Raw genomic sequence first — 24,026 nt, 5'->3', positions numbered from 1 at the left:
TATTTAAACATTTAATGTTGTAAAAATTCTATTGTATATCTCTACTTATAAATGATTTACTGAATAAAGTGATCATACTTAAATTGTTCGAACTAACACAGCAATCCTGCAGCCTATGGAACGATCTATACAAATTAAGAATTATTTTAAAAAATTATTTTATACCGTATTTATTCTATTTTTTTATTCGATAAATACGTTTGGGCAAAACTGTACGGTAAATGCAGGAGTTCTGAATGTTACTATTTGTGAAACAGATGCTTTGGTTCTATCAGGAAATAATCCGTCTCCAATTATTGGAAATGTTTTATGGACGCAAATATCAGGACCAACCGTAGTAATCAATTCTCCAAATAATCCAACAACTAGTGTTTCCGGTTATACAGGAGGAAACACTTATATTTTTAGATATAGTGCAACTTGCGGAGATGGAGTATCTACCTATCAGGATAAAGTCGTAAATGTACAGCCTATTACTATTGCCAATGCAGGAGGTAATGTAGTAAGCTGTCCAAATAGTTCGGGAACTTTGACAATTACGGCGAATGCGCCTCAAAATACCGGAGAAACGGCTTATTGGGAAATAGTTGGTGCTAATAATGCAGGTGTTGTAATTAATTTTCCCAATTTACCAACTTCAACAATAACATTACCTCCAACAAGTTGTGGCACAACTACAATTCAATGGGTTATAGAAGGCCCTGAATATGCTGCAGGACAACGCTGCAGAACGACATCACAGATTACTGTGACAAATTATGGTGGAGTTAAACCGGTTTCTGCCGGACCTGACCAAACATTAAGCAATTGTTATACTACTACACAGACTACAGATCTTACCGGAACTTATGGCGGCTGTGGTCTTAATGGACAAAATGGTCAATGGACATTTGTAAGTGGTCCTAATACACCAACTATTGGCAGCCCAAATTCAAACAAAACACAAATCTCTAATCTAGTTCAGGGAACTTATACTTTTAGATGGACTGTTACCGGGCCATGTGCTTCGGGTAATGATCTTGTTACTATTGTAGTTCCTCCGGCAACACAGGATGTAACTACTCTTTCGGGGGGAGATGAAAATATTTTCTTTTGCGACAACACTATTAATCAAGTAACACTTATTGCCCAAACTCCTTTGTATGCAGGTGAAACTGTACAATGGACACGAATTCAAGGAGACGCAGGCGCTGTAATTGTTTCGCCTAATAACCCAACGACATTAGTTACTAATATCTCTGATGCCGGAGATCCTTATAGATTTAGATATACGCTTACAAATAATAATACTGGTTGCGTTTTTACTAAAGATTATATTGTACAATTTAATAGTTCAACAAGAACAATTCTTGCTAATAACGGCGATGATTTAATAGGAAGCTGTAATGCGACTGTATTTACAATACCGCTTACGGTAACAGGAACTGGTTACAATCAATATAGAATTGTGAGTGGTCCCAGCACTTCTCCCCTAGGTCCTTTTCCAACTGCATTAACAGATATTGGAAATTCCTTAACGCTTACACTTGTTACTTCGGGTGAATATATAGTCGAATTTATAAGAAAGCAAGACGGATCGCTTCCTATTGGTTGTGATTTTGGTTTTGACTCCTTAAATATTCTGGTGTCCGGTCAGCCAACTCCCTCAAATGCAGGTTCAGATGTAAGTTTGCCTTGCGGAGATACAAGTACACTTTTATCCGGAGTTATGACAGATGCAGGTTTACACTTTTGGAGTCAGTTAAGCGGTCCTAATGAGGCTGTAATTGCTGACATCTTTGCGGTAGACACACAAGTTACAGGGCTTATTCCGGGAGAATATGTCTTTCAATATATAACAAAAGGCGGCGGCGCAAAATGTGGATTTTCAGTTGCTACAGTAACTATTTATGTATCGGGAAGTTCTCTGGCTAATGCTAATGCCGGAACAGATAAACTCGTATGTTCTAACTCACAAGTAACTCTCGATGCAATACCTGTTCAGAGTGGTGAAATTGGTACGTGGAGCAAAGTTTCAGGTCCCGGTACGATTACATTTTCTGATGTAAATGATCCAAATGCAGTCGCAACAGGTTTTACATCAACAGCATCAACATATGTATTACAATGGACAGTATCTTATCTTCATCCTGGTCCATCGTGCAGCGCAGCAATTTCTGATACTGTAACAATTAGCACAAATAATGCAACTGCTTCATCGACTTCTGATGCTGGTCCGGATGCCTGTTATCCTTCTGGTACAAGTTCTTTCAATCTTAGCGGTAATACTCCTGCTCCATTAGAAAATGGAATCTGGAGTGTAGTTCCATCTGCCGGAGTTGTAATTGCAGACATAAATGATCCCAATACAATAGTGACCGTTCCCGGAAATGGAACTTACGTTTTTACTTGGGCAATCGAAACTATAACCCGATTATGTGAACCTAACAGAAGTTCTGTTTCTATTACTATTGCCAATACTCCTCCCACGGCAGACGCAGGTCCGGATCAGGAAATATGTGGTACTACCGTAACCATGGCAGCAACAGCAAGCAGTGGCGCAATTGGTACGTGGACAAGAATTTCCGGAGTTGGTGGTTATACAATAAGTGACGAACATGATCCTAATGCGGTTTTTACCTTTGCTTACAGTGGATTTTATATTTTTAGATGGACGATAAATGCCGAAGTCTGCGGTGTCGCATTTGATGATATTAACTTAACTATCGGAATCCCGCCAGTTGCTGCAAATGCAGGGCCAGATCAAAATATATGTAACAACACCAATGTTACAATGGCAGGAAATGCTTACGACAGTTTTTTTGAAAGTGGGCAATGGTCTGTTTTAACAGGTGCTCCAAATCAACCAAATATTGTAAATCCTTCCAGTCCAAATACAGTAATTAGCGGACTTGTGGCTGGTACTTATACTTTTAGATGGACCATTACTGCAAAAAGTATTTTTATATGTAACGGAACTCAAGATGATGTTGTAGTAGTGGTTACTCCTGCTGCAAATGCCGGAGCCGATCAGACTTTTTGTGATGTAAGCAGTATTCAGCTTAAAGGAAATGAAAATTCTAAAGGAACCTGGACGCTGACCAGCACATCAGGAAATATAAATGATGTGGTTATTACCCAATCTCCGCCGGATAATTACGTTGCCAATGCTACAGTTGTTCCCGGAAACACTTATGTTTTTACCTATACAACAAATACTGTAACGAATCCTGATGGCAGCACTTGCTCAGGATCTTCAGACTCAGTAAATGTTGATATTTTCAGTGGTGCCAGTATAGATCCAAACGCAGGTCCGGATCAAATTTTATGTATTTCTGATGTTGGAGGAACAGCCACTTTAACTGGAAATATGCCGCCTGCCGATGTTTCTACTTTCGAATGGCGTTTTGTTTACCAACCTGTAGGAAGTGTCGCTGTAATCACGACTCCTTCTGCTCCATTAACTACAGTTACTGGTTTAACTGTGCCGGGACTCTATATTCTGGAATGGGTATTTGAAAATACTTCTTGCCGAACATTATCAGATGTTGTGCGAATTGAAATGAACGCTGCGCCAAGTACTGCAAATGCAGGACCAGATGATACAGCCGCTTGTCAAACAACTTATCAAACTGCCGCTGTTCCGCCAACAGTAGGTATTGGAACTTGGAGTTTTGCCAGTCCCGGAGATGATCCTTCCGGAGGTGCTGTTGTAATTAATAATCCTAACAGTCCTACAACAACTTTATCTAATATTACAACATTAGGAACTTATCGATTAACATGGACAGTTACAAATGGTCCTTTTACCAATCCATCTTTATGTCAGCCTTCTTCAGATACTGTTGAAATAACGTTCAACGATATTCCTCCATCTATTGCAAATGCAGGTCCGGATCAGGAATTATGCAACGTTACATCAGTTACGATGGCCGCTCAGCCAGTAACTTCGGGTATAGGAACCTGGACTAAAGTTTCAGGGCCACCTGCTAATATTGCTTCACCAAATAATGAAAATTCAATAATGTTAGGTTTAGTCCCTGGAACTTATGAATTTCTCTGGACTGTTACCACATTAAATCTAAACGGATGTATTTCGCAGGATTCTGTCATAGTTACTATTTATGACTTGCCATCAACCGCAAATGCAGGATTAGATCAAACTATACCTCAGTTTTCACCTGTAAATATGAATGCAACAACGCCAACTGTGGGCACGGGAGAATGGACTCAGGTTTCTGGTCCAAGTACAGTAGGATTTACCGATGAAACATCTCCAACAACAGCAGTTACAGGTACTATTTCCGGAACATATGTTTTGCGATGGACTGTTAGTAACGGAAATTGTACTGTATCATCAGATACAATGACTCTTACTATATTGTCTGTTGCTGATCTTGAATTGACTAAATCTATTACTCCAATGACAGGAAGTGCGGGCGATACCGTAACTTTTAGCATTCAAGTGTTTAATAACAATTCCTTTGGCGGAACGGTAGATGCGACGGGCGTTGCAGTAAGAGATTATATTCCGAGTGGTTATACGATAATTCCGGGTTCAGCAAATTTTGGCGGACAATACAATATTGGCGACAATACGATATCGTGGTACAATCTGACTGTTCCTAATGGAAACCGAATTACCTTAACTTTCAAAGCAGTAGTTCTTCCAACAGGATCGTATTTAAATATGTCCGAAGTAATTGTCTCCGATCAATTTGATCCTGATAGTACTCCAAACAATAATATCTTAACTGAAGACGATCAGGACGATGCCGATTTTATATTAGATGTTGCCGATTTATCGCTTCAAAAAACAGTTTCACCTTCGACCGTTAGCATTAATGATAATGTGATATTTACCATTAGAGTAACGAACAGCGGACCAAATAATGCTTCGGGAATTACAGTTTCAGATCATCTTCCTCCGGGATATACTTATGTAAGTGATAACGGAGCCGGTAAATACAATAACACAACAGGCATTTGGAATGTTGGTAATCTAAACAACGGAAACTCTCTTACTTTGCAGATTACCGCAAAAGTCAATGTTGCCACAGCTGCCAATTATATAAATACTGCCGAAATACAAACCGCGAAACAATTAGATCCTGACAGTACTCCGGGCAATGGTCTTCCGGAAGATGATATGGCGAGTGCCAATATTACGCTAAAATCAGCTGATTTGGAACTGACTAAATCTGTTTCTCCAACTTCTGCAGCAGCAGGACAACAAGTTAATTTTACAATTAATGTAGTTAATAAAGGCCCCGGAAATGCTACTGGAGTAAATGTACAAGATATTATTCCGGTTGGTTATAGTTTAATTCCGGGATCAGTTTCTAATGGCGGAGTGTATCAAGTTGCCAATGCTTCTATTGATTGGAAAAACTTAGTTTTAGCAAGCGGAGCCAATATCAATCTGACTTTTAATGCATTTGTAAATCCTCTTGGAAGTTATGTAAATGTCGCTCAGATTACAGCAAGTGATTTACCCGATCCTGACAGTACGCCAAATAATAATATTCCAACAGAGGACGATCAGGATACTGCCGAAATTACTTTTATTGGTCCATCTGCCGATTTATCTTTGGTTAAAAATGTAGTGGCAGGAAATACAAGTCCTGTTGTAGGAAACCAGGTTTCATTTGAACTTGTAATTACAAACAGCGGACCAAATAATGCAACCGGAGTTCAGGTAACTGATTTACTTCCGTCTGGTTTTGCATTTATAAATTATAGCTCATCAGCAGGAATCTATAATGACGCTACTGGTTTATGGAATGTAGGTACAGTTGACGTTGGAGTTTCTGAATCTCTTATTATAGATGCAAAAGTGCTTCCAACAGGTATTTACACCAATGTTGCACAAGTAACAGCCAGTAATCTTCCGGATCCGGATTCTACTCCAAATAATGACGACGGAGATCAAAGCGAAGATGACGAAGACAATGCAGTTATTACTCCAATTCAGCCTTCAGCAGATTTATCATTAACAAAATCAGTAAATAATCCAACGCCATTAGTTGGTTCACAAGTTACTTTTGAAGTTATAGTCACCAATAACGGACCTCAGGATAGTACAGGAGTTGAAGTAACTGATTTACTGCCTTCCGGATATACTTTTAATAGTTTTACCGTGTCAACAGGAATTTATGATTCGGGAACAGGAGTTTGGACAGTAGGAAATTTAGTGAATGGAAAATTTGAAACACTTCAAATTACTGCAACCGTAAATCCTATAGGAGATTATCTTAATAAGTCAGAGGTAACCGCAAGTGATCTTCCTGATCCTGATTCTACTCCAAATAACGGAATTACAACAGAAGATGATTATGCAGAAGTTCCAACGGTTCCTGTACCTGTTTCATCAGATTTGTCGATTACAAAAACAGTAAGTAATGCCACGCCAATAGTTGGTACTCAAGTTACTTTTGCTGTTATAGTTACCAATAGCGGACCTCAAGATAATACAGGAGTTCAGATTACAGATTTACTGCCATCCGGATATACTTATAACAGTTTTACAGTTTCAACTGGAGCCTATGACCCAATAACTGGAGTTTGGACAGTAGGAAATTTAGTTAATGGAAAATTTGAAACATTGCAAGTTACCGCAACTGTAAATGCTTCAGGCATCTATCTTAATACTGCAGAAATAACAGCTGCAAATGTTTTTGATCCGGATTCAACTCCGAATAACGGAAGCACAACAGAAGATGATTATGCAGAAGTTTCAACAATTCCTATACCAGAAGCATCAGATCTATCTATTACAAAAACAGTAACTAATGCTACACCAGTAGTTGGTACTCAAGTTACTTTCGCCGTTATAGTAACTAATAACGGACCTCAGGATAATGCAGGCGTTCAGGTTACTGATTTATTGCCATCAGGATATACTTTTAACAGCTTTACAGTTTCGACTGGAGCTTATGATCCAATAAGTGGAGTTTGGACAGTAGGAAATTTGGTCAACGGAAAATTTGAAACATTACAAGTTACTGCAACTGTAAATGCTTCAGGAATCTATCTTAATAGTGCAGAAATAACAGCTGCAAACGTTTTTGATCCAGATTCAACTCCAAATAATGGAAGTACAACAGAAGATGATTATGCCGAAGTTTCAACAGTTCCCATACCTGTTTCATCTGATTTATCCATTACTAAAACAGTAACTAATGCTTCACCAGTCGTAGGTACTCAAGTTACTTTTGCAATTATAGTAACCAATAGCGGACCACAAGATAATGCTGGTGTTCAGGTTACTGATTTATTACCATCAGGATATACTTTTAACAGCTTTACAGTTTCGACTGGAGCTTATGATCCAATAACTGGAGTTTGGACAGTTGGTAATTTGGTTAATGGAAAATTTGAAACTCTACAAGTTACTGCAACTGTAAATCCATCAGGCATCTATCTAAATGCTGCAGAAATAACGGCTGCAACTGTTTTCGATCCGGATTCAACTCCGAATAACGGAATCACAACTGAAGATGATTATGCAGAAGTTTCAACAGTTCCTATACCAGAAGCATCAGATCTATCTATTACAAAAACAGTAAGCAATGCTACGCCAGTTGTAGGCACTCCCGTTACTTTCGCCGTTATAGTGACCAATAACGGACCACAAGATAATGCTGGTGTTCAGGTTACTGATTTATTGCCATCAGGATATACTTTTAACAGCTTTACAGTTTCAACTGGAGCTTATGATCCAATAACAGGAATTTGGACAGTTGGTAATTTAGTGAATGGAAAATTTGAAACGTTACAAGTTACTGCAACTGTAAATGCTTCAGGCATATATCTTAATACGGCAGAAATAACGGCAGCAAATGTTTTCGATCCGGATTCAACTCCGAATAACGGAAGTACAACAGAAGATGATTATGCAGAAGCTTTAACTACTCCTATTCCAACTTCAGCTGATTTATCACTTACTAAAACGGTAAACAATGCAACTCCGTTAGTAGGTTCGCAAGTAATTTTCAGTTTGGAAATAAGCAACAATGGGCCTCAAAATACGGACGGAGTAATAGTAACTGATTTACTTCCTAGCGGATATACATATATTTCATACAGTACAACTGCCGGAAACTATGATGCTTCAACAGGATTATGGAATATTGGATTCTTACCTGTTTCTGCCTCTCATACCTTGCAAATAACTGCTGTAGTAAATGCAACAGGAAATTATCTTAATACCGCAGAAGTTACTGCCAGCAATCAGCCGGATCCAGACTCAACTCCAAATAACGCAGTTACTACAGAAGATGATTATGCGGAAGTTTTAACAACTCCAATCTTAGCATCAGCAGATTTATCACTTACTAAAACAGTAAACAATAGCACTCCATTAATTGGTTCGCAGGTAACTTTTAGCGTCGAAATTAACAATGCCGGACCACAAGAAACAACTGGCGTTACAGTGACAGATTTACTTCCATCCGGATATGCTTATGTTTCGTATAGTGCTACAAACGGAACTTATAATCCAATAACAGGACTTTGGAATATTGGAACATTACCAGTTTCTGCGTCTCATACTCTTCAAATAACTGCAACGGTAAATCCTTCCGGAGATTATATTAATATAGCCGAAGTTACCACAAGTGCAGTTCCTGATCCAGATTCTACTCCAAATAATGGCGTAACAACAGAAGATGATTACGCGACTGCAACAGTTACACCAACAAATCAGGCTTCAGATTTATCATTAACTAAAACCGTAAATAATACTACTCCAATAGTAGGTTCTCAAGTTACTTTTGAAATTGTAGTTACAAATAACGGCCCGCAGGATAATACAGGCGTTCAAGTAACTGATTTACTTCCAAACGGATATACTTATAGCAACTTTACCATTTCGACAGGAACTTACGATCCTATAACAGGAACATGGAATGTTGGTAATTTGGTTAATGGAAAATCAGAAACATTGCAATTAACAGCAACTGTGAATGCTACAGGAAATTATTTAAATATTGCTGAGGTTACTTCAGCTTCTCTTACTGATCCGGATTCAACTCCAAATAATGGAGCTTCTGCAGAAGATGATTATGCAACTGCAACAGTAACGCCTACGAATCAGGCATCGGATTTATCATTAACTAAAACCGTGAATAATACTACTCCAATAGTAAGTTCTCAAGTTACTTTTGAAATTGTAGTTACAAATAACGGCCCGCAGAATAATAGCGGTGTTCAAGTAACTGATTTACTTCCTAGCGGATATACTTACAGCAACTTTACCATTTCTACTGGAACTTACAATCCCACAACTGGATTATGGAACGTTGGTAATTTGGTTAATGGAAAATCAGAAACATTGCAATTAACAGCAACTGTAAATGCAGCAGGAAATTACTTGAATATTGCCGAAATTACAGCGGCATCTCTTCCTGATCCGGATTCAACGCCAAATAATGGAGTTACTACAGAAGATGATTATGCGACTGCAACAGTTACACCAACGAATCAAGCATCGGATTTATCATTAACTAAAACCGTAAATAATACGACACCTTTAGTAGGTTCTCAAGTTATTTTTGAAGTTGTAGTAACCAACAATGGTCCGCAGGATAATACAGGCGTTCAGGTAACTGATTTACTTCCTAATGGATATACTCTTAACAGTTTTACAATTTCTACCGGAACTTACAATTCTGCAACAGGATTATGGAACGTTGGTAATTTAATCAATGAAAAATCTGAAACATTACAAATTACTGCAACAGTAAACCTTACCGGAAGTTATTTAAATGTAGCCGAAGTTACAGCAGCCGGACTTCCTGATCCTGATTCTACTCCAAATAATGGCGTAACAACAGAAGACGATTACGGATCTGTAATTACAACACCAATTACTCAGGCAGCTAATTTATCCTTAACTAAAATAGTAAATAACCCTACACCTTTAGTTGGTACTGCAGTTACATTTGAAATTGTAGTAACCAATAGCGGCCCACAAAATGTTACAGGTGTCGAAGTAACTGATTTATTACCTTCCGGATATACCTATAATAGTTTTACTGCGACTAAAGGAGCGTACGATAAAACTACAGGAAAATGGAATATTGGTTCTCTGCTTAATGGCGATTCTCAAACTTTGCAATTAACAGCCACTGTTAATGCAACAGGAAATTATATCAACATTGCTGAGGTTACTGCCAGCAGTTTGCCAGATCCAAATTCAACTCCAAATAACGGAGTTCCAACAGAAGATGATTATGCCACTGCAACAGTTACACCAACTCAAGCCGTAGCCGATTTATCTCTTACCAAAGCAGTAGTAGGTGGTAATTTAAGTCCGATATTCGGAGCTACAGTTACTTTTGAAATCACGGTAAAAAATAGCGGGCCACAAGCAGCAACCGGAGTAAGAGTGAAGGATTTACTGCCAAACGGTTACGAATATATTGTTTACAGCTCTACAACTGGACAATATTTTGATACAACTGGAATATGGGATGTTGGAACAATTGCAAATGGCGGTTCAGAATCACTGCTTATATCCGCAAAAGTTAATAATACAGGTGATTATCATAATGTGGCCGAAGTTTATGCCTCAAACGAATTCGATCCTGATAGTACGCCAAATAATAACGTAGACGGAGAGGATGATATTTCTTCTGTAGTAACTACTCCTGTTCCTGCTGTTGCAGATCTTTCGATAGAGAAAAGTGTGGTAAATAATAATTTAACTCCTCCCGTTGGATCTCAAATTTCATTCTCAATTACCGTAACCAATTCTGGTCCAAGTATGGCGACTGGCGTAACAATTAAAGATATTTTGCCATCAGGATATGACTTTATATTTTTTAATTCTACTTCCGGAAGTTACGATCGTACAACAGGACTATGGTCACCTGGAGTTATTTTGCCTGGCAACAGTCATACTTTATTGATCAATGTCTTTGTAAAAAGTCCAACCGGAACCGCAAATGAATACCTAAATAGTGCCGAAGTTATAAATTCAAATCAATTTGATCCTGACAGTACACCTGGAAATGGTGTTACAACAGAGGATGATTACGATAGTATTTCTGTAACTCCAAGGATTGTTATGGCCGATTTATCCATTAATAAAACGGCATTAAATGAAAATGCTATTCATGATGTTGGTTCAACTGTTATTTTCACTGTTACTGTTACCAATGATGGCCCTGCAGATGCAAGCGGTGTAGTAGTTAAAGATTTACTTCCATCAGGATTTACCTATTTTACAAGCAGTCCTACAAGCGGTCTTTATAATTATGTAACCGGAGTTTGGAATGTCGGATCTATTGCAAATGGAACCAATCAATCTTTAGATATTTATACCACAGTAAATCCACCGACTGGAGTTCCTAATGAATATACCAACACAACCGAGATTATTGCCAGCAATCTTCCTGATCCCGATTCAACCCCAAATAACGGAATTACTACAGAAGATGATTATGACAGTTTACAAATTAAAATTGCTGTTGCCGATTTAAGTTTAGACAAAACAGTCAGCAATAAAAATGCAAATGTAAACGAGGTCGTAAATTATACTATACAAATCAACAACGAAGGACCAAGTATAGCAACAGGTGTTGATGTTGAAGATATGATTCCTTTAGGACTTTTCAATATCAGCAATATCAACAATGGAGGAATCTTCAGTAAAAATGTTATAAAATGGGTTGATTTAACAGTCCCTGTTGGCGGCATAACATTGACCTATCAAGCGACCGTTGCTAGTCCGCATGGACTTGATAGTAACGATTATCTAAATATCGCTCAGGTAACTGCAAGTAATCAATTTGATCCGGATAGTAAACCAAATAATGATAATGGTGATCAAAGCGAAGACGATGAAGATTCTGAATTCATAAACATACCTTCGACAGATATTGCGATAAACAAAGAAGTTGATAAAACGGATGTTCCGATGGGTAGTGAAGTAATCTTTACTATTAAAGCCGAAAATCTGGGAAATCTGACTGCCACAAATGTTGAGGTCCAAGATATTCTTCCAAAAGGATATTCGCTAAATAGTTTCACCACAACATCAGGTGTTTACAACAGCACAACAGCTATTTGGACAATACCTATAGTAAATTCCGGAAGTTCTCAAACCTTAACTATCAATGCCAAAGTACAAGATTTTAATGATTATGTAAATACAGCTCATCTTGTAAAAATGGATCAGATTGATACCAATTCATCAAACAATCAGGATAGTGCAACCGTATCGCCAAACTGCTTGAAAATTTACAATGAGTTTTCTCCAAATGACGATGGACAAAATGATACTTTTTATATCGATTGTATCACACAGTATCCAGATAATCAACTCCAAATATTCAATCGCTGGGGTAATTTAGTTTATTACAGAAAAGGTTATGATAATACTTGGGATGGAAAAGCAGACGGATCTGCCAAAACGCTACCAGAAGGTACTTATTTCTACATTCTGGATTTAGGAAACGGTTCCGCTAAAAAATCTGGATGGCTTTATTTAAAATAAAATAGGATAACCAAAATAAGAATTGGCTATGATTAAAAATATAAAAAAGATTTTCACAATCATTACGATGCTTTCTGTATTTGGTGTTGCAGCACAGCAAGATCCGCAATACACACAGTATATGTATAATACGTTAAGTGTAAACTCTGCGTATGCCGGCTCCTTAGGGCATTTAGCCATAACTGGAATATATAGAACACAATGGGTTGGTCTCGAAGGAGCTCCAAACACACAATCTTTCACGTTAGATACGCCAGTCGCGAAAAATGTCGGTCTGGGTTTATCAGTAGTCAGTGAAGAAATAGGCCCATCTGAAGAACAATATATAGATGCTAATTTCTCCTATACAATCCAATCTGGACAAAAACATAAATTATCTTTTGGAATTAAAGGCGGAGGAAGAGTGATCAATATAGACTGGACAAAAGGAAGTCACAGAGATCCTGATACCCAGTTTCGTGAAAATATTACCAATAAATTTTTACCTGTGGTTGGTGCAGGATTATATTGGCATGGCGAAAGAGATTATATCGGAGTATCGATTCCTAACTTTATGACTCGCGAAAGATATGATTATGATGACATTGCAGATGATCTTGTAAACGAAAGAATGCACGTATATCTTATTGGAGGAATCGTTTTTGATCTTTCAGCCCATACAAAATTTAAACCTGCTGCTTTGGTAAAATATGTTGCAGGTGCACCTCTTATCGCTGATTTTTCGGCCAATTTTATGTTCAATAATGTTTTTACTCTCGGTGCATCATACCGCACAGGAGATTCAGTAAGTGCCATGGCCTCTTTGCAAATCACGCCACAGTTTCTCGTTGCTTACGCCTATGATTATACTACAACAGAACTGCAAACGTATAATAGCGGTACACACGAAATTATGCTTCGATTTGAATTAGTATCACGCAAAAAGGGATTAAAATCTCCAAGATTCTTTTAATACTATGCTATATGAAAAAAAGAATTACTATACTGGTATTGTTTGCAATGCAAATGATTTATTCGCAAACCAAAAACAAAACGGCTGATGCCCTATTTGATAAAATGTATTATATAGAAGCTGCAAAATCATATGAATTATCGATAAAAAATGGAGATACCTCCAAAGAAATTTTGCAACGCATCGGAGATGCACATTATTTTAATACACAAATGACAAGTGCCAGTAAATGGTATGGCAAACTGCTTGCGGATTATCCAAACGAAGTTCCTGCCGAGTATTATTTTAGATACGCCCAATCATTACAAGGAATTCAGAATTATGATCTGGCAAAAAAATGGATGAAAAGTTTTTCCGAAAAACAAAAAACAACAGATTCCAGAGCTCAGAATTTCTCCCTCAAAACAGTAACACTTGAAGATATAAATAAAATAAAACCACAGTTTATACTCGAAAATCTCGAAATCAATTCCGCTTATTCAGATTTTGGTCCTATGTTTTACAAAGGCGATTTAGTATATTCTACTACGGTAGATTCTTCCTATTTAAAAACAGCAAAATATGGATGGAACGATCAGCCTTATTTAAACATGCAATTAGGAAAAATAAGTCCAACTCAAACCAATGTTACTTTTAAAGAACGTTTTGGAAAAGAAATTACAACTCAATTTCACGAAGCCTGTGTTGCTTTTTCGCCAGATGAAAAAACAATTTATTTTACCCGAAATAATTATAATGGAAAACTAAAAAGAGACAGCAAAGGAATTAATAATTTAAAAATATATTCGGCGAAAGCAGTAGAAAATGGCAACGGAACAGTTCGTTGGGAAAACGTGAAAGAACTTCCGTTCAACAGCGATAATTATTCTGTTGGGCAGCCCTCTGTAAGTAAAGATGGTAAAAAATTATATTTTGTTTCAGATATGCCAGGAACACTTGGATCTACTGATATTTTTGTAGTTGATATTTTAGGTGAAGATCAATATTCTAACCCAAAGAATTTAGGCGAAAAAATAAATACCAGCGGACGTGAAATGTTTCCGTATATAACCGATAAAGCATTGTATTTTTCTTCCGATGGATTTTTAGGATTGGGCGGACTCGATGTTTTCGAAAGCCGATTAACCGACGGAATCTTCGATTCACCAAATAATCTTGGTGCACCATTAAATAGCAACAGAGATGATTTTGGTTATATAGTAAACGAAGATACCAACAAAGGTTTTGTATGTTCGAACAGAAAAACAGGAAAAGGTGACGACGATATTTATTCTTTCGAAAGAAGCTGTACACAATCTATCGAAGGTTATGTTTTTGATGCTATATCCAACAATAAAATCGCCGGCGCAATTGTAACACTCAAAAACAGTGAAAATCAAAAAATCGATGAAACCGTTTCTAAAATAGATGGAAAATTTGAATTCGGCGAAAATATTAATTGTAATACACCTTATACAATTGAAGCAGCAAAAGATAATTTTACAACAAGTACTAAAGCTATTATTACTCTTGAAAATTCTGGAATAACCCAAGTTCCTATTGGTCTCGATCCTTCACTTATAGAAAGAAAAGACGGTTTGTTGAAAATAAAAATCGGAATCATTTTCTTTGATCTGAATAAATCAATAATTCGATATGACGCTGCAATAGAATTAAACAAAGTGGTTTTATTAATGAGTCAATATCCAAGTGTAGTTATTAAAATTGAATCCCACACGGATTCAAGAGCCAAAGATCAATACAACCTTGAACTTTCTGACCGAAGAGCCAAAGCAACCAGAGATTATATTATCTCACAGGGAATTGCTCCGGAAAGAATCGAAAGTGCCATTGGTTATGGAGAAACACAGCTTATAAATAACTGCTCAAACGGAGTTCCTTGCACCGAAGCACAGCATCAAATGAACAGACGAAGCGAATTTATTATTATTAAGATGTAACCAAATTTTAATGCCGTCCGCTAATGAAATAATCTTTTTTATATGTAATTAGTCTTATATTACAGAAAAATAAGATTTATAAAGCTATTTCTAAACGAAATGAGCTAATTTAAGAGTAAGAGCAACTCAAAAAAGCTTAAAACCAGACTTTATTTCATAAAAAAACTTCAACTAGCATTTGCCAATTGAAGTTTTAGTACTCAGAGCGGGACTTGAACCCGCACGAACATTGCTGTTCACTGGATTTTAAGTCCAGCGTGTCTACCAATTTCACCATCCGAGCATTAGTTAGTGGTACCTCCAGGGATCGAACCAGGGACACATGGATTTTCAGTCCATTGCTCTACCATCTGAGCTAAGGTACCATATAATTCGCAAATACGCGAATTAAGAATAAAAAACCCTATCTATTGGATAGGGTTTTCAAAAGAAAGGCGACGACATACTCTCCCACATAACTGCAGTACCATCTGCGCAGGCGGGCTTAACTACTCTGTTCGGGATGGGAAGAGGTGAGCCCCGCCGCAATAACCACCTTAAGGTCGTTAGTTGCTTTAGGCAACTTCTGCATTTAATTAAAAATTTAGAATTAAAAATTAAAATTGCAGTAATATCTTAACATACTGAGATAAAGAAAAGTACTTTTATTTACTATTTTAGAAAGTTTCTCCCCGCACCTTGCGGTGCGGGAAAAGGGTGTACATAAGCTTACGGATTATTAGTACTACTCGACTATGACATTACTGCCTTTACATCTATAGCCTATCAACGTGGTCATCTTCCACGATCCTTAAAAGAAATCTCATCTTGTGGTGGGTTTCGCGCTTATATGCTTTCAGCGCTTATCCCTTCCAAACGTAGCTACTCTGCGGTGCCCCTGGCGGGACAACAGATACACTAGAGGTTTGTCCAATTCGGTCCTCTCGTACTAGAATCAGATCCACTCAAATTTCTAACGCCCACAGTAGATAGAGACCGAACTGTCTCACGACGTTCTGAACCCAGCTCGCGTGCCACTTTAATGGGCGAACAGCCCAACCCTTGGGACCTTCTCCAGCCCCAGGATGTGACGAGCCGACATCGAGGTGCCAAACCCCCCCGTCGATATGAGCTCTTGGGGGAGATCAGCCTGTTATCCCCGGCGTACCTTTTATCCTTTGAGCGATGGCCCTTCCATGCGGAACCACCGGATCACTATGCTCTACTTTCGTACCTGATCGACCTGTATGTCTCTCAGTCAAGCTCCCTTATGCCATTGCACTCTACGCACGGTTACCAAGCGTACTGAGGGAACCTTTAGAAGCCTCCGTTACTCTTTTGGAGGCGACCACCCCAGTCAAACTACCCACCAAGCAATGTCCCCCGGTTTCCGGGGTTAGGCCTCAGATAAACAAAGGGTTGTATTTCAACAATGACTCCACAACGCCTGGCGACGCCACTTCACAGTCTCCAACCTATCCTACACATCATTTATCCAAGGTCAATACTAAGCTATAGTAAAGGTGCACAGGGTCTTTTCGTCCCACTGCGGGTAAACGGCATCTTCACCGTTACTACAATTTCACCGAGCTCATGGCTGAGACAGTGTCCAGATCGTTACACCATTCGTGCAGGTCGGAACTTACCCGACAAGGAATTTCGCTACCTTAGGACCGTTATAGTTACGGCCGCCGTTTACTGGGGCTTCAATTCAATGCTTCTCCGAAGATAACATCTCCTCTTAACCTTCCAGCACCGGGCAGGTGTCAGGCCCTATACTTCATCTTACGATTTTGCAGAGCCCTGTGTTTTTGATAAACAGTCGCCTGGACCTCTTCACTGCGGCCAGCTTGCGCTGGCGACCTTTCTCCCGAAGTTACAGGTCTATTTTGCCTAATTCCTTAGCCATGAATCTCTCGAGCACCTTAGGATTCTCTCCTCAACTACCTGTGTCGGTTTACGGTACTGGTACTAATTACCTGAAGTTTAGAGGTTTTTCTTGGAAGCCCTTAGGCGCACTATCTCTTTGTCCGAAGACTCCGAGTACTATCGTATTTCCCCAAAAGATGTGGATTTGCCTGCATCTCTTATAGGTAGGTACTTCAACGAACTATTCCGTCAGTTCGCGGCGCTTTCATCACTCCGTCACCCCATCACAGTAATTAGTAGTACGGGAATATTAACCCGTTAGCCATCGACTGTCCCTTTCGGGTTCGCCTTAGGACCAGACTAACCCACAGCTGATTAGCATAGCTGTGGAAACCTTAGTTTTTCGGTGTGCGGGTTTCTCGCCCGCATTATCGTTACTTATGCCTACATTTTCTTTTCTAACCAGTCCAGCATACCTTACGATACACCTTCAACCCTGTTAGAATGCTCCCCTACCACTTACAATTGCTTGTAAATCCATAGCTTCGGTAATACGCTTATGCCCGATTATTATCCATGCTCGTCCGCTCGACTAGTGAGCTGTTACGCACTCTTTAAATGAATGGCTGCTTCCAAGCCAACATCCTAGCTGTCTGGGCAGACAAACCTCGTTCTTTCAACTTAGCGTATATTTGGGGACCTTAGCTGATGGTCTGGGTTCTTTCCCTCTCGGACTTGGACCTTAGCACCCAAGCCCTCACTGTTATGAAACATTATATAGCATTCGGAGTTTGTCAGGAATTGGTAGGCGGTGAAGCCCCCGCATCCAATCAGTAGCTCTACCTCTATATAACTTTATAGCATAACGCTGCACCTAAATGCATTTCGGGGAGTACGAGCTATTTCCGAGTTTGATTGGCCTTTCACCCCTACCCACAGGTCATCCGAAGACTTTTCAACGTCAACCGGTTCGGTCCTCCACTGTGTGTTACCACAGCTTCAACCTGCCCATGGGTAGATCACACGGTTTCGCGTCTAACACTACTGACTAAAGCGCCCTATTCAGACTCGCTTTCGCTACGGATCCGTGGCTTAACCACTTAACCTTGCCAGCAACGTTAACTCGTAGGCTCATTATGCAAAAGGCACGCCGTCACCCCACGAAAGGGCTCCGACCGCTTGTAAGCGTATGGTTTCAGGATCTATTTCACTCCGTTATTCACGGTTCTTTTCACCTTTCCCTCACGGTACTGGTTCACTATCGGTCTCTCAGGAGTATTTAGCCTTAGCGGATGGTCCCGCCAAATTCAGACAGGGTTTCACGTGCCCCGCCCTACTCAGGATACCACTATCTATTATACTCGTTACCCATACGGGACTATCACCCTCTATGGTGTCACTTTCCAGTAACTTCCGGTTCCTTGTACATAAAATATCGTGGTCCTACAACCCCAACAATGCCGTAACATCATTGGTTTGGGCTAATCCGCGTTCGCTCGCCACTACTTACGGAATCACTTTTGTTTTCTTCTCCTCCGCCTACTTAGATGTTTCAGTTCAGCGGGTTTGCCCACCTATCGGTGTACTATGTCTTCAACATAGTGGGTTGCCCCATTCAGGTATCTACGGATCAATCGGTGTGTGCCCGTCCCCGTAGCTTTTCGCAGCTTATCACGCCTTTCATCGCCTCTGAGAGCCAAGGCATCCCCCATACGCCCTTATTTTGCTTATTGTACCAATCATAAAATCAATTATGACCGTTTTTTTTTGTCTTTTGTTACTTGTATTACTACTATAACAAAAAACGCTTTCTACTTTTTATTATTTTCTTATCTCAATATGTCAATGAACTTTTATTTACTATCTTCACAGTAAATCAGTGGAGAATAACGGAGTCGAACCGTTGACCTCCTGCGTGCAAGGCAGGCGCTCTAGCCAGCTGAGCTAATCCCCCATTTTTAAATGATGAGTTATAAATTATGAGTTATGAATGCTCATAAACGCTCAACTTCTAAAATTTCCTTTTTTTTAAGTATCTCAGTCTTTTTAACTTGTTTTTTATAACTTATAATTCATAATTTATAATTAACAATTTAAATAGTAGTCCCGGGCAGACTCGAACTGCCGACCCCTACATTATCAGTGTAGTACTCTAACCAGCTGAGCTACGAGACTCTGTTTTACTTAAAATTTATTATTTGAATTAACAGCAAGAGTAATTGAATCCTTAAATTCAGAATGCACCTTAATAGCATCTTTTTTCCTCAACGTGTTGATAAATCAACTAACATTTGAGGCTCTAGAAAGGAGGTGTTCCAGCCGCACCTTCCGGTACGGCTACCTTGTTACGACTTAGCCCTAGTTACCAGTTTTACCCTAGGCAGCTCCTTGCGGTCACCGACTTCAGGCACCCCCAGCTTCCATGGCTTGACGGGCGGTGTGTACAAGGCCCGGGAACGTATTCACCGGATCATGGCTGATATCCGATTACTAGCGATTCCAGCTTCACGGAGTCGAGTTGCAGACTCCGATCCGAACTGTGACCGGTTTTATAGATTCGCTCCTGGTCGCCCAGTGGCTGCTCTCTGTACCGGCCATTGTAGCACGTGTGTAGCCCAAGGCGTAAGGGCCGTGATGATTTGACGTCATCCCCACCTTCCTCACAGTTTGCACTGGCAGTCTTGTTAGAGTTCCCGACATGACTCGCTGGCAACTAACAACAGGGGTTGCGCTCGTTATAGGACTTAACCTGACACCTCACGGCACGAGCTGACGACAACCATGCAGCACCTTGTAATTTGTCTTGCGAAAGATCTGTTTCCAAATCGGTCAAACTACATTTAAGCCTTGGTAAGGTTCCTCGCGTATCATCGAATTAAACCACATGCTCCACCGCTTGTGCGGGCCCCCGTCAATTCCTTTGAGTTTCATTCTTGCGAACGTACTCCCCAGGTGGGATACTTATCACTTTCGCTTAGCCACTGAAATTGCTTCCAACAGCTAGTATCCATCGTTTACGGCGTGGACTACCAGGGTATCTAATCCTGTTCGCTACCCACGCTTTCGTCCATCAGCGTCAATCCATTAGTAGTAACCTGCCTTCGCAATTGGTATTCCATGTAATCTCTAAGCATTTCACCGCTACACTACATATTCTAGTTACTTCCTAATAATTCAAGTTTAACAGTATCAATGGCCGTTCCACCGTTGAGCGATGGGCTTTCACCACTGACTTATTAAACCGCCTACGGACCCTTTAAACCCAATGATTCCGGATAACGCTTGGATCCTCCGTATTACCGCGGCTGCTGGCACGGAGTTAGCCGATCCTTATTCTTACGATACCGTCAAGCTCCTTCACGAAGGAGTGTTTCTTCTCGTATAAAAGCAGTTTACAATCCATAGGACCGTCATCCTGCACGCGGCATGGCTGGATCAGGCTTGCGCCCATTGTCCAATATTCCTCACTGCTGCCTCCCGTAGGAGTCTGGTCCGTGTCTCAGTACCAGTGTGGGGGATCTCCCTCTCAGGACCCCTACCCATCGTAGCCTTGGTAAGCCGTTACCTTACCAACTAGCTAATGGGACGCATGCTCATCTTTTACCGTTGTGACTTTAATTATAAAATGATGCCATTTCATAATACTATGAGGTATTAATCCAAATTTCTCTGGGCTATCCCTCTGTAAAAGGTAGATTGCATACGCGTTACGCACCCGTGCGCCGGTCTCTAATTCCGAAGAACTATACCCCTCGACTTGCATGTGTTAAGCCTGCCGCTAGCGTTCATCCTGAGCCAGGATCAAACTCTTCATCGTATATTTTAATATTATATATTCGACGCTATCTCTAGTGGTTCTTTTCAAATCTTACGATTCTATTACTCTTATTCTTTTGTTTTAACATCTCTGTTAAAACGGCTGTCAATTCAATATGTCTACGAACGTGTTTCTTTCTTGTTTCGCTTGTATCTCAAAGCGGGTGCAAAAGTAGAAAACTTATTTCTAACTGGCAAATGTTTTTTGAAGTTTTTTTTAAGAAAATTTTCTTCTCTCTAACTTCTCAAACCTGCCAATCTTTCAATGAACTTTCCCTGTTTTGCGGGGTGCAAATGTAATATCCCTTTTCGAATCTCACAAGCTTTTTTAATCTTTTTTTGAAAATAAATTTTCAATTTCAATTCCTTTGCTTGTCAGTATTTCTGTGAACGTATATCGCTGTTGCGGGTGCAAAAGTAGGTAGTTTATTCAGTTAAACAATAGCTTTTCTTAACTATTTTTAATCTTTTTTATAACTGACTGGTTTGGCGTTTTTTACACATCAAAGTTTTTTTGAGGTTTTTCCGGTTTTGGGCAATTGGAGCCATTTTACCACAAAGAGGCTATGTTTTTCTTCTCTGGATTTGTTTGCCAAAGATCGCAAAGCTGTGTTTTTCCTTGGTTTTATGAATCGCGCAAAGACGCTAAGACGCTAAGTTTTCTCTTTTGGAACGTATTTTCTTCTCAAATCCTCTGCCCTAGCCCCGATAGTAGTGGAAATCCTTTTGCTTTTTTCTTTAAAAAGCAAAAGATTGAAGCGGATAGCGGGAAATAGCTCCTAAACTTTATTCAAATTCCAATTTTTGAAATTCTAACAATGCTTCTTTCGAACCTTCGGTTCATTCAGAGGGATGAAACTTACTCTTATATTATAGAGTTCATCTTTCTCCTTATATTATAGATACCAAAAATAAACCCGACAGGTTTTAAAAACCTGTCGGGTTGTGAGATGATATTCTTCCTTATATATAGGAGTGTGATTTTATACTTATATATGTATGCTTAATTTAAACTGTCGATTACTTCTTTGGTGATTTGAATACTTTTTAGTTTGGCTTGATGATCGAAGATTGGACTGGTTACCATCAACTCATCAATTCTGGAATAGTCGATGAACTTTTTAAGATCGATTATTAACCGCTCTTTGTTTCCCGTAAAGGTACATGCAGTCATTTGATCGACATGAAAACGTTCTTCTTCGCCCATGATATCGTCCAGAGACGGAACTGGCGGCTGCAAACCTTTGCGATCATTACGAATCAGGTTAAGAAACATTTGATACAAGCTCGTCGACAAAAATTCGGCTTCTTCGTTTGTATCTGCGGCAATTATATTAACACAAGCCATTGTTTTAGGTTTATCTAAAACATCTGAAGCTTGGAAATTCTCGCGATAAAACTCAAATGCCTGAATCATTTGGCGTGGTGCAAAATGTCCGGCGAATGCGTAAGGCAAACCATATGCCGCGGCAAGAGCAGCACTTTCCATGCTTGAACCTAAAATCCAAATTGGAATGTTTGTGCCTTCGGCCGGAAATGCGCGAACTTTTGCTGTGGCATTTTCTACCGAAAAATAATCCTGAAGCTTGGATACATTTGCCGGAAAACGCTGTGCTTGCTCAAAAAAGTCTTTCCGAATAGCTTCGGCTGTTGGCTGATCTGTTCCTGGCGCTCTTCCTAAACCTAAGTCAATTCGGTTTGGGTAAAGCGTTTCTAATGTTCCAAATTGTTCTGCTACTATTAAAGGAGAATGATTTGGTAACATGATTCCGCCAGAACCTACGCGGATGTTTTTTGTCTGACTTGCAATAAAACCTATTAAGACTACTGTTGCTGAACTGGCAACGTGCGCCATATTATGATGTTCGGCAAGCCAAAAACGCTTGTATCCTAATTGATCTGCGAGTTGCGCTATGTCTTTTGTTTTTTGAAATGTTTCGGCTGCATTGCTATCTTGTGTGATAATAGCGAGTTCTAGTATAGAAACTGAAATTGGGTTTTTCATGAATTTTTTTGATTTATACAAAATTAATTCATTTATAGAGATGTCTTTTCTTTTCTAGTGTTAATAGAATTATAATGTTTTGTTGCAAATAAAAAATGATGCCAATTGGATAAATTTGATAATTAATTATTGTTTTGCAATAATTAATTATACATTTGCAATAACAAAACTAAATTTAAGCATAAATGAAAACCACTCATATTGTTTCGAGAATATTATTCTACGTTACCCGATTTCTGGCTATTCTATATTTTACATTATCATCTTACTCTTTACTTACTTTAAGTACGGGATGGTTTTTGAATTTTAAAGACAATGGCAAGTATTTTCAGATTTGTTATCCTTTTACGGAACATCCTATAATGTTGGGCGATTATAACCTTCCTTATATCATTTTTGAATTTCTGTCTCCTTTGAGTCTTTATGGACTTTTCTTTTTGTTGATTAGTAACGTATTTAAAGTATTTTTCCAACCTAAATTATTTACTGAAAATGGCATTAAACATTTAAGACGATTTTATTTGTCCAATTTATTCTTGCCGGGGATTATTATATTTCTTGCTTCTATTTTTGTTTCGCTGGATAATGAGGTCTCTATATTTATTGTATTACATTTTATGCTGGGTGTATTTGCTTATTTTCTGGCAGCTATTTTTAAACAAGGATTAAACCTTCAGAACGAACAAGACTTATTTATATAATCATGCCAATAATTGTAAACGTTGATGTCATGCTTGCGAAACGTAAGATGCAAAGTAAAGAGTTGGCTGAAAAACTAGGAATTACGCCTGCCAATTTATCGATACTTAAAACCGGAAAAGCCAAAGGTATCCGTTTTGATACTCTTGAGTCAATATGTAAAATATTAGATTGCCAGCCTGGTGATATTTTAGAGTACGTAAGCGAGTAAATCTTTTTTTAATATCCTTATAAAAATCGACTTTCCGAAGTCGGCTGGAATTCTATTGCCTAATTTTTTCTCAA

6 protein-coding genes, 4 tRNA genes and 3 rRNA genes are annotated in these 24,026 nt (G+C 39.1%); 5 read left to right on the top strand and 8 right to left on the bottom strand.

All coding sequences use genetic code 11. From position 1 onward, the window contains the following. The first annotated feature begins 115 nt into the window (after positions 1-115). Genes WN975_RS25295 through WN975_RS25285 form a run of 3 tightly spaced genes read left to right on the top strand, consistent with a single transcriptional unit; the run spans position 116 to position 15,373 of the window. Complete coding sequence (locus WN975_RS25295) at positions 116-12,481, top strand: gliding motility-associated C-terminal domain-containing protein (RefSeq protein ID WP_337968883.1); 12,366 nt, start codon at positions 116-118, stop codon at positions 12,479-12,481. A 28-nt stretch (positions 12,482-12,509) separates the two neighbouring features. Further along, the gene (locus tag WN975_RS25290) at positions 12,510-13,433 is read left to right on the top strand and encodes a type IX secretion system membrane protein PorP/SprF (protein WP_337968882.1); all 924 of its coding nucleotides are present in this window, start codon (positions 12,510-12,512) and stop codon (positions 13,431-13,433) included. Between the two features lie 11 nt (positions 13,434-13,444). Next, a complete protein-coding gene (locus tag WN975_RS25285) occupies positions 13,445-15,373 on the top strand; it encodes an OmpA family protein (protein WP_337968881.1) in 1,929 nt (642 codons plus the stop codon). Positions 15,374-15,570: 197 nt separating this feature from the next. On the opposite strand, the gene WN975_RS25280 is transcribed toward WN975_RS25285, so the two are convergent. The 8 genes from WN975_RS25280 to WN975_RS25245 all read right to left on the bottom strand — a co-directional run bounded on the left by WN975_RS25280 (position 15,571) and on the right by WN975_RS25245 (position 23,042). Then, positions 15,571-15,656 (bottom strand) — tRNA-Leu (locus tag WN975_RS25280). A 9-nt stretch (positions 15,657-15,665) separates the two neighbouring features. Next, positions 15,666-15,738: transfer RNA gene (locus WN975_RS25275), tRNA-Phe, on the bottom strand. 64 nt (positions 15,739-15,802) lie between these two features. After that, positions 15,803-15,912, bottom strand: a 5S ribosomal RNA gene (gene rrf / locus WN975_RS25270). A 159-nt stretch (positions 15,913-16,071) separates the two neighbouring features. Next, positions 16,072-18,954 (bottom strand): 23S ribosomal RNA (locus WN975_RS25265). Between the two features lie 147 nt (positions 18,955-19,101). Further along, positions 19,102-19,175 (bottom strand) — tRNA-Ala (locus WN975_RS25260). A 147-nt stretch (positions 19,176-19,322) separates the two neighbouring features. Beyond that, a tRNA-Ile gene (locus tag WN975_RS25255) sits at positions 19,323-19,396 on the bottom strand. A gap of 128 nt (positions 19,397-19,524) precedes the next feature. Continuing rightward, positions 19,525-21,038: ribosomal RNA gene (locus WN975_RS25250) — 16S ribosomal RNA — on the bottom strand. Together the 16S, 23S and 5S rRNA genes with 4 tRNA genes alongside form the textbook arrangement of a ribosomal RNA operon. 1,002 nt (positions 21,039-22,040) lie before the next feature. Then, entirely contained in the window at positions 22,041-23,042 is a 1,002-nt protein-coding gene (locus WN975_RS25245) for an LLM class flavin-dependent oxidoreductase (protein ID WP_337968880.1), read from the bottom strand. A gap of 185 nt (positions 23,043-23,227) precedes the next feature. Here WN975_RS25245 and WN975_RS25240 point away from each other — a divergent pair, with 185 nt between their 5' ends. Further along, a complete protein-coding gene (locus tag WN975_RS25240) occupies positions 23,228-23,743 on the top strand; it encodes a DUF2975 domain-containing protein (RefSeq protein WP_337968879.1) in 516 nt (171 codons plus the stop codon). Positions 23,744-23,745: 2 nt separating this feature from the next. Next, positions 23,746-23,952: a helix-turn-helix transcriptional regulator gene (locus WN975_RS25235; RefSeq protein ID WP_337968878.1), complete on the top strand. Its 207-nt coding sequence runs from the start codon at positions 23,746-23,748 to the stop codon at positions 23,950-23,952. The last annotated feature ends 74 nt before the right edge of the window (positions 23,953-24,026 follow it).

It is taken from the genome of uncultured Flavobacterium sp. (assembly GCF_951805225.1).
In the GTDB taxonomy this organism is placed as follows: Bacteria; Bacteroidota; Bacteroidia; order Flavobacteriales; family Flavobacteriaceae; genus Flavobacterium.
Note: the sequence above shows the minus strand (reverse complement) of the source record. Positions and strands in the feature narration are given on the sequence as shown.